The sequence below is a fragment of the Atribacterota bacterium genome (genome assembly GCA_039638595.1).
GTDB classification, from domain to species: Bacteria; Atribacterota; Atribacteria; order Atribacterales; family Caldatribacteriaceae; genus Profundicultor; species Profundicultor thermophilus.
On the sequence record JBDIWM010000057.1, the window covers coordinates 1 to 9,270 of the forward strand.

The 9,270-nt window shown below is 47.8% G+C and carries 6 protein-coding genes and 1 tRNA gene; 1 reads left to right on the forward strand and 6 read right to left on the reverse strand.

The features are described from left to right. Positions 1 to 380: hypothetical protein (locus ABDK92_10100; protein MEN3186957.1), on the forward strand; the 380-nt coding region annotated here is incomplete at its 5' end. Between the two features lie 202 nt (positions 381 to 582). On the opposite strand, the gene ABDK92_10105 is transcribed toward ABDK92_10100, so the two are convergent. The 6 genes from ABDK92_10105 to ppdK all read right to left on the reverse strand — a co-directional run. Beyond that, a tRNA-Asn gene (locus ABDK92_10105) sits at positions 583 to 657 on the reverse strand. A gap of 27 nt (positions 658 to 684) precedes the next feature. Next, a complete protein-coding gene (gene rpoD / locus ABDK92_10110; GenBank protein ID MEN3186958.1) occupies positions 685 to 1,776 on the reverse strand; it encodes an RNA polymerase sigma factor RpoD in 1,092 nt (363 codons plus the stop codon). A gap of 16 nt (positions 1,777 to 1,792) precedes the next feature. After that, a complete protein-coding gene (dnaG, locus tag ABDK92_10115; GenBank protein ID MEN3186959.1) occupies positions 1,793 to 3,559 on the reverse strand; it encodes a DNA primase in 1,767 nt (588 codons plus the stop codon). Positions 3,560 to 3,636: 77 nt separating this feature from the next. Further along, a complete protein-coding gene (locus ABDK92_10120; GenBank protein MEN3186960.1) occupies positions 3,637 to 5,595 on the reverse strand; it encodes a sodium-translocating pyrophosphatase in 1,959 nt (652 codons plus the stop codon). Continuing rightward, positions 5,592 to 6,692 carry a deoxyguanosinetriphosphate triphosphohydrolase gene (locus ABDK92_10125; GenBank protein MEN3186961.1) on the reverse strand — a complete coding sequence of 367 codons (1,101 nt, stop codon included), beginning with the start codon at positions 6,690 to 6,692 and terminating at the stop codon, positions 5,592 to 5,594. The genes ABDK92_10120 and ABDK92_10125 overlap by 4 nt, the downstream gene beginning before the upstream one ends. Positions 6,693 to 6,739: 47 nt before the next feature. Further along, on the reverse strand, positions 6,740 to 9,270 hold a 2,531-nt coding region (gene ppdK, locus ABDK92_10130; protein ID MEN3186962.1), incomplete at its 5' end, for a pyruvate, phosphate dikinase.

Below are 9,270 nucleotides of genomic sequence, written 5' to 3' on the forward strand. Positions count from 1 at the left end.
TTGGACATAGAGGCAAAGAAGCCTGTTCTGTGAGGTCAATTCCTGCAAAAGCACTTGAGGATGTGGTTTTAGAAAAGATAAGCCAGATAAGTCAGAATGAGATTTTACTTCAAAAAATCTTGAGTGAGGCAAATTCAAAGAGTAAAAAGGAATTAGAAGGACTTGAAAAAGAAAAGGTTATCTTGAATTTGAGGATTTCTGAGATTAAAGCAAAGGGTAAGGCTTTAGTGGGTAAACTTCTTGAGGCTGGCGAGGAGTATTCAAGATTCATCAAAGAAGAGATGAAAGAGGCAGAAAAGGAATTAAAGCAATTGGAAGACCAATTATCACAGACTAAAACAAAGATTGAACAATCCAAAAATTATCTTATCAATAAATAGGTAGTGAAAGAGGCTTTTTCGGTATTTCAATAAGATTTTTAATGACTTAAATCCCAGAGAGAAAAAATACCTTTTAAGGCTTTTGATTAAGGAGATTGTTTTTACCGGAGAAAATATCCTTGTTGGCTTTTTTGAAGTTCCCTCTATTGAGGAGACAATCAAATCCTTATCTGACCTTATCAGTTTTCATCAGCGTATAGAATGGCTCCCCGGGCAGGATTCGAACCTGCAACCCTCCGGTTAACAGCCGGATGCTCCACCGTTGAGCTACCGAGGAGCGCTCGCTTACCAATTATAGAGAAACCTACTCGGTTTCGTCAAGATAGTCACGCAATTTTCTGCTCCGGGAAGGATGGCGGAGCTTGCGCAGGGCTTTGGCTTCGATCTGGCGAATTCGTTCCCTGGTAACCCCGAAAATTTGACCGACCTCTTCAAGGGTATGGGGTTTACCATCTTCAAGGCCAAAACGGAGTTTCAGGACTCTCCTCTCCCGGTCAGTTAAGGTGTTCAAAACATGGTCCAGCTGTTCTTTTAATAAAGAATATGAAGCCGCCTGAGGGGGAGCAAGAACGCCGGTGTCTTCGATGAAGTCGCCCAGATGGCTATCTTCTTCTTCCCCAATGGGAGTTTCGAGAGACAACGGTTCCTGAGCGGTTTTCAGGATTTCTCGCACTTTTTCGGAAGTCATGCCCATTTTTTCGGCAATCTCTTCCGGAGTTGGTTCCCGACCCAGTTCCTGAGTTAACTGACGTGAAGTTCGCACCAGTTTATTAATGGTTTCCACCATGTGTACCGGAATACGGATGGTTCTGGCTTGATCAGCAATAGCCCGAGTAATGGCCTGCCGAATCCACCAGGTTGCATACGTGCTGAACTTATAGCCCTTGCGATAATCAAACTTTTCCACCGCACGAATAAGACCTAAATTTCCTTCCTGAATGAGATCCAAAAAGAGCATCCCCCGTCCCACATAGCGTTTGGCAATGCTCACCACCAGACGCAAATTAGCCTCAATGAGTTTACGCTTCGCTTCAGCATCGCCTTTTTCGATTCTTTTGGCCAATTCTACTTCCTCATCGGGGGTAAGCAACGAAACCTGACCAATTTCTTTCAAATACATTTTGACCGGATCATCAACACCAATGCCCTTGATTTCCTCAAAGTGGAGGTCTTCGCTTTCTAAGGTCGGTACTTCTTCACGAAAAATTTCCTCATCGGAAACCTCAATTCCCAGTTCAGAAAGAGTGCTGTAGAGGTCATCCAACTTATCCACGTTGACCGCATCATCCCCCAACACATCGTTCAGTTCCTTAAAGGTGATGTACCCCTTCCGTTTTCCACTCTCCAAAAGGAAAGAGATGCCACCGGAAAGCTTGTTTTTACCGTTTGTGCTCAACGTGAGTCTCGCCCCCTCACCCAATTCGTCTCAATTGTTCCCTTTCTCTATATAATTTATTTAGTTCCCCCAATTTGGCAGGGTCTTCCATGCGGGAGAGTTCCCGGCGTAAAGATAAAATTCTCCGCTCTAAAGCCGCCAGCTTCACCCGCCGAACCAGGCTTTCCACTGCTCCATCGTCCTGGCAGATTTCCTGCAAATCCTCCCGAGCGGCGATTTCGGTAACCAGAGAATGGAGCACCTCTTCTTGTGGAAAAACATCCACAAGTTTTGACACCAGAAAACCACCTTCACCACTCAAACCCAGCAGAGCCTGAAAGATACGCTGATGTTCCGGTCCAGAAAAGTATTCTCTTTCCAGGCTCTCCCCAATTTTATGACGCCACCGTTCATTTTCCATCATCACCCGAAGTATCATTTTTTCCGCTTTGAGGATTCCATGTTCTTTCGTTTCCCGCACCGGTAACGTTTCTCGCTGCGTTGTTATCTCTTCTTCATTTAATAGATGTTGCACAAAGGACTCATCAACATGAATTCTTTGTGCCAAAGCGGTAACTTTGAGCTTCCTCTCTATCGGGTCTTTTATGCTGATTAGAAAAGGGAACATCCCTCGAATAATTTTGGCCTTTGATTCCAGAGAATTACAACCAAAATTCCGGAGCAATAATTCCAGCTGATATTCAAAAAGCGAGGGAGATTTCTGTACAATTTCCAAAAATTTTTCTTTCCCCTCTTTCCGCAAAAAAGAATCAGGGTCGTGGGGTGAAGGTAAAGCCACAATGCGCACCGCTAAACCCTTTTCCTGCAGCACGGCCATTCCCCGTAATGTAGCCATCTGCCCCGGCTGGTCCGCATCGTAGGCAATAAACACCTCGTCCACATAGCGCTTTAAAAGGCCAGCCTGGTCTTTGGTGAGTGAAGTTCCCATCGAAGCCACGCAATTTCTGATTCCGTATTCAAAGAGCGTTAGAAAATCCATATATCCCTCGACCAGGATAGCCGTATGGGTTTTTTGCAAGGAATCCCGAGTGGCAAAAAGACCGTAAAGATATTGCCCTTTTGAAAAAATAGGTGTATCGGAAATATTCAAGTACTTGGGTTCACCTTTTTCAAGAATTCTTCCTGCAAAACCAACGACTCTTCCCTGTAAATCGTGAAACGCAAAAGTGATTCTACCGCGGAATCGGTCTAAAAGTTCCCCACTCCTGGTAACCACTCCCACACCTGCCCTAATAATCTCCTGACCAGAAAAGCCTTCTTTAAGAAGGAAAGCGATCGAGTCCCTCCCAGAAAAGGAAGAAAAACCAATCCCGAAAAGCTCCCAGGTGGTAGGCCGAATACCTCTTTTCACCAAAAGGTATGTTCGGGCGTTTTCCTCTTCACTCTTTCCACCGTTGAGACAACGCATATAATAGTGATTCAAAATCTCATTGAGACGATATAACCGTTCTCTCTCCTCCAGAGAGCGCGTTGCTCCTCTTCCAATCTGAACGGGACGAATCTCCACCCCACACTTGTCCGCCAGAAAAAGGACCGCTTCCGGAAACGTCAAGTTTTCCATCCGCATCACGAAATGAAAAAGATTTCCTCCCACCCCACATCCAAAACAGTGAAAAATCCCTTTTTCCCTCGAAACCATAAAAGAAGGTGTTTTCTCTTCGTGAAAAGGACAGAGACCTCTAAAGTTCCGGCCAGCAGGTTTCAAGTCCACATACTGGGAGATAAACTCCACCAGGTCTATTCGGCTCTTGATTTCCTCAAGATACTGTTCATCAATAAACAAGGAAAAACACCTGTGACGAAAAAATAAACCCGGGAGCCGACAACCACCCTCCCGGGTTTTTCTCGAACAACAAGTACCTACCGCATAAAAAGAGGTGCGAAAACCAGCGCCACAATCGACATTAACTTAATTAAAATGTTCAAAGACGGACCAGAGGTGTCTTTGAACGGATCACCGACGGTATCACCAACCACAGCAGCCGCATGGGTGGGTGTTCCCTTGCCACCCATTTTCCCACTTTCAATGTACTTTTTGGCATTATCCCATGCCCCTCCGGCATTGGCCATCATAATAGCAAGAAGCAATCCAGACACAATGGCCCCAGCCAGAAGTCCTCCCAAAGATTCAGGACCAAGAATGACACCGACAAGAATCGGAACAGCCACCGCCAGAAGTCCGGGGAAAATCATCTGAGTGATGGCACCTTTGGTGCTAATGTCCACACAGCGGGCATAATCAGGCCGAGCTTTGCCTTCCATCAATCCCTTAATCTCCCGGAACTGCCGACGGACCTCTTCCACCATGCGGAATGCCGCTCGACCAACTGCCTTCATGGTAATGGAACAGAAGAGGAATGGCATCATCCCCCCAATGAAAAGTCCTACCACAGCATAGGGATGGAGAAGATCGATTACCTTAATCTGCACTGTCTGAGAGTAAGCTACAAAAAGAGCCATAGCAGTCAGGGCCGCTGAGGCAATGGCAAAACCCTTTCCAATGGCTGCAGTAGTATTCCCCAACGCATCCAGTGAATCGGTGATTTTGCGAACTTTAGGGTCAAGGCCAGCCATTTCAGCGATTCCGCCAGCATTATCCGCCACCGGCCCATAGGCATCGATGGCTACGGTAATCCCGGTGATGGAGAGCATCCCGATTCCAGCAATGGCAATGCCATACATCCCTGCTGCCCAGTAGGCCACCAGAATCGCCGCACAAACCAAAAGCAAAGGTATTACAGTACTTTCCATTCCCAGCGCCAGTCCATTGATGATGACCGTAGCAGGACCGGTTTGAGCAGTTTCAGCCAGGTTCTGCACCGGCTTGAAATGACTGTCGGTGTAATACTCAGAAGCCAGACCAATAGCAATACCGGCAATCAAGCCAGCTACTGTGGCCACGAAGGGTCCTATAGCCTTCAAGATGAGGAGCGAAGCCACCAGACTAAAAATAATCACAAAAAGAGTGCTCATATACGTCCCCCGGTTTAGGGCTGCAGTTAAACCTTTTTCATCTTTAGCCTGAACAAAGAAAGTCCCGAGGATTGACGCGATAACGCCAGTTCCTGCCAAAATCAATGGATAAAGGGCCCCACTGATTCCAAACGCACTCACCCCCAAAATCATGGCTGCTACAATCGAACCGACATACGATTCAAAGAGGTCAGCACCCATGCCGGCAACATCACCCACGTTGTCACCCACATTGTCGGCAATCACGGCCGGGTTACGGGGATCATCTTCAGGAATACCAGCTTCCACTTTTCCAACCAGATCTGCCCCTACGTCGGCCGCCTTGGTATAAATTCCACCACCAACACGGGCAAATAGAGCGATAGAACTTGCTCCCAGAGCAAAACCATTGACTACATTGGGGTCCTTAATAATCAAGTAGAGAATACCAAGACCCAGAAGCCCGAATCCGACCACACACATTCCCATAACCGTTCCTGCTGAAAAGGCAACCCGCAGAGCAGGATTCAAGCCTTCAGTGGCAGCCTGAGTAGTACGGGCGTTGCTCCGAGTGGCCACCCGCATCCCCACAAACCCTGCCATGACCGAACAGAAGGCACCGATAACAAAGCAAATTGCCTCTACCGGCCCTCGAGCAAAGATTAAAACCACAAACATACCAATCACAAAGAAAACCAAGAAGGTGTACTCTCTTTTGAGAAAAGCCATCGCACCTTCCTGAACCGCCTGGGAAATTTCCTGCATCTTTTCGTTACCTGGACTGAAGCGGTTAATCTTTTGGATCAGAGACCAAGCAAATAATACAGCAATAAGTCCAGCAATAGGGGTAAAGATTGCTAAGCTCATGATTCCTGAATCCTCCTTTCTGTAGTTTCTATTTTTTCCCCTCTTCCTTTCTGAGGCCAGGGAGAAGGAACAAAATACTTCTGAAACATGAAGAGCGCATACCGGTCCGTCATGCCGGATATGAAATCACATACTATTTTACCCAAATCCTCTCCTCTTTCCCACCATCCCGTACAGTATTCCTGCCGGAGAACAGTCGGATTTTCCATGAAGAAAGAAAAGAGCGATTTCACGAGGAGTTTTGCTTTTTCACGTTCTCTTCCTTGCTCTGAACCGAAATAAACTCGCTGGAAAAGAAATTCCCGCAAGGTTTCCGTTGCCCGACGTACCCGGTCACTCATCCGAACGAAGGGGTGACCAAAACTCTCTTGAATCATATCCTGCACCATGCAGTTAATCCGTTCCCGATGGGTTTCCCCCAGAACAGCTATGGCTTCTTCGGGAAGCTCTTCCTCTTTCAGGATACCGCTCCGCAGGGCATCGTCCACATCGTGGTTGACATAGGCAATAATGTCTGCCAGCCGAACCACCTGACCTTCTAGAGTCGATGGGAGTTCTGGCGGGGTTCCTTCCAGGTTCATGGAATGAGTTTTGGAATGTTTTAGAATTCCGTCTCGCACTTCCCAGGTTAAATTGAGCCCTTTCCCCTCCCCTTCCAGCACTTCCACCACTCGCAGGCTTTGCTCGTTGTGCTTAAACCCTCCCTCGTAGACCTCATCAAGTGCTTCCTCCCCAGCATGACCGAAAGGGGTGTGTCCCAGATCGTGACCTAGACTGATTGCTTCAACCAGGTCTTCATTGAGACGCAGAGCGCGGGCAATGGTCCGAGCAATCTGTGAAACCTCCAGGGCATGGGTAAGGCGCGTCCGGTAGTGATCACCTTCAGGGCTTAAAAAAACCTGGCTTTTGTGCTTCAAACGACGGAAAGCCTTGCAGTGAATAATACGGTCCCGGTCCCGCTGAAAGCAAGTCCGGACATCACATTCATCCTCAGGCCTTTGCCGCCCTTGACTGGAGCTACTGAATACCGCAAAGGGGAAAAGAATTTCTTTTTCCCGCTCTTCCCAGAATTTCCTAACCTCTTTGAGGTCCAAGATTCATCACCCAGAAAGGGGCGGATCTTTCAAGCCGCCCCTTATCATCACTATAAATCGAACTTCTTCTCATCCTTTTTCGATTCTTCTTCAATCACTGCATGTGCCGCGGCGAGTCTGGCCAGCGGTACCCGGAACGGAGAACAACTGACATAATTCAAACCGACCTGATGGCAAAACTTCACTGATTTCGGCTCTCCACCATGTTCCCCACAGATACCACACTTCAGGTTTGGGCGGGTCTTACGCCCTTTTTCAACGCCCATTCGCATGAGTTGCCCCACGCCCTCCTGGTCCAGAACCTGGAACGGATCCTCAGGCAAAATACCGTTTTCTTCGTAGAAGAACAGGAATTTCCCTTCCGCATCATCACGGCTGTAACCAAAGGTCATTTGGGTCAGGTCATTGGTACCAAAAGAGAAGAATTCGGCATCTTCAGCAATCTGATCAGCAACCAGCGCTGCTCTCGGTACTTCGATCATGGTCCCGAAACTGTAGGAAATATTCACACCATAATTCTTGATGACCTGCTGCGCGACTTCGTCAAGCTTCTCTTTGAGAATCTTGATCTCATTGCGGTGACCAACAAGAGGGATCATAATCTCCGGAATCACCTTGACACCCTCTTGACTCAGTTCACAGGCTGCTTCCATAATAGCCCGCACCTGCATCTCCACAATTTCAGGATAGAGGATCCCCAGACGGCAACCACGCAGACCCAACATGGGATTGGCTTCATGGAGATTACGGACCACTTTGAGCAATTTTTCTTTCTCTTCAAGCTCTGGCCCGGTAACACCCTTAGCTCGAAGCGTGGCCACTTCAACAAGCAGGTCCTCGAGCTTGGGCAAAAACTCATGGAGCGGGGGGTCAATCAGCCGAACGGTAACCGGTTTCCCTTCCATGATACGGAAGATGTCTTTGAAGTCACCTTTTTGCATCGGCTCAATATGAGAAAGGGCTTCTTTTCTCTCTTCCAGGGTCTGAGCCATGATCATTTTCTGTACCCAGGGAAGCCGCGCCGGATCCATAAACATATGCTCAGTTCGGCAAAGACCAATACCTTCGGCACCAAAATCGAGTGCTTTCTGCGCATCAACCGGCGTATCAGCATTAGCCCGTACTCCAAGTTTACGAATCTTATCTGCCCAAGAAAGGAGGGTCCGGAAGTCATCAGAAAGGAGAGGTGGAATGGTCTTCACTTGCCCCAGAATGACCTCACCAGTTCCACCATCAATGGTGATGTAATCACCATCCTTGACCACAACACCGTTGACCACAAACTCTCGTTTATCAAGGTCAATCTTGATGGCTTCACATCCGGCCACACAGGGTTTACCCATTCCTCGAGCTACCACAGCCGCGTGACTGGTCATACCACCCCGGCTGGTGAGAATTCCCTGAGCAGCCACCACCCCATGAATATCATCAGGAGTTGTTTCCGGACGAACCAGAATCACTTTTTCTCCGTTGTTGCCCAGTTCCTCCGCTTCATCAGCATCGAAAACCACTTTTCCATACGCTGCTCCAGGAGACGCAGGAAGACCTTTGGCCAGAACCTTCAAAGGCTGGCTACGGTCAATCTGAGGATGCAAAAGCTGATTGAGCTGATTTGGCTCAACTCGTTTAACCGCAGTTTTTTCGTCAATCAGTCCTTCTTTAACCATGTCCACAGCGATTTTGATGGCCGCCTGAGCAGTGCGTTTTCCGGTTCGAGTCTGCAGGAGATAGAGTTTCCCTTTCTCGATGGTGAACTCAAAATCCTGCATATCTTTATAGTGTTTCTCCAGAATTTCATAAACCTTCTTCAGTTCTTCGAATGCATGAGGCAGCTCCTTTTCCATCTCTTTGATGGGTTTGGGAGTTCTGATACCTGCCACCACGTCTTCGCCCTGGGCATTGAGGAGATATTCACCATAATACTCCTTCACACCGGTAGAGGGATTACGGGTGAAACCGACGCCCGTCCCAGAGTCAAAACCCATGTTGCCAAAGACCATGGTCTGTACATTCACCGCCGTACCCCAGTCCTCAGGAATCTTGTGAATTTTCCGGTAGGTAATGGCCCGCTTGTTGTTCCAGGAAGCAAAAACAGCATTAATGGCTCGGCGAAGTTGTTCGTAAGGTTCCTGGGGAAAATCTTCTCCGGTATGTTTCTTGTAGAGTTCTTTGTATTTGGCAATCACTTTCCGCAGAGCATTGGCATCAAGATCCGTGTCGACTTTAGCCCCTACTTCTTCTTTGACCTCATCAAGGATGGCTTCAAAATTTGAGTGGTCGACACCCATGACCACGTTTCCAAACATCTGGATGAAACGACGGTAGCAGTCGCAAGCAAAACGCTCGTTCTGAGTCAAATTCGCTAAACTCTCCATCACCAAGTCGTTCAATCCCAGGTTGAGAATCGTATCCATCATCCCAGGCATGGAAGCCGGAGCACCTGAACGGACAGACACAAGCAGAGGGTTATTGGGGTCTCCAAATTTTTTTCCAGTTTTCGCTTCTAGGGCAGCTAGATTCTTTTTGACCTCTTCCTCTAATCCCTCAGGCCAGGTCTGGTTATTTTTATAGAAATGGGAAC

What these genes read in the sequence shown, in the direction of transcription:
- ABDK92_10120 (MEN3186960.1), bottom strand. Translation starts at nt 5,595, where the DNA reads ATGAGCTTAGCAATCTTTACCCCTATTGCTGGACTTATTGCTGTATTA.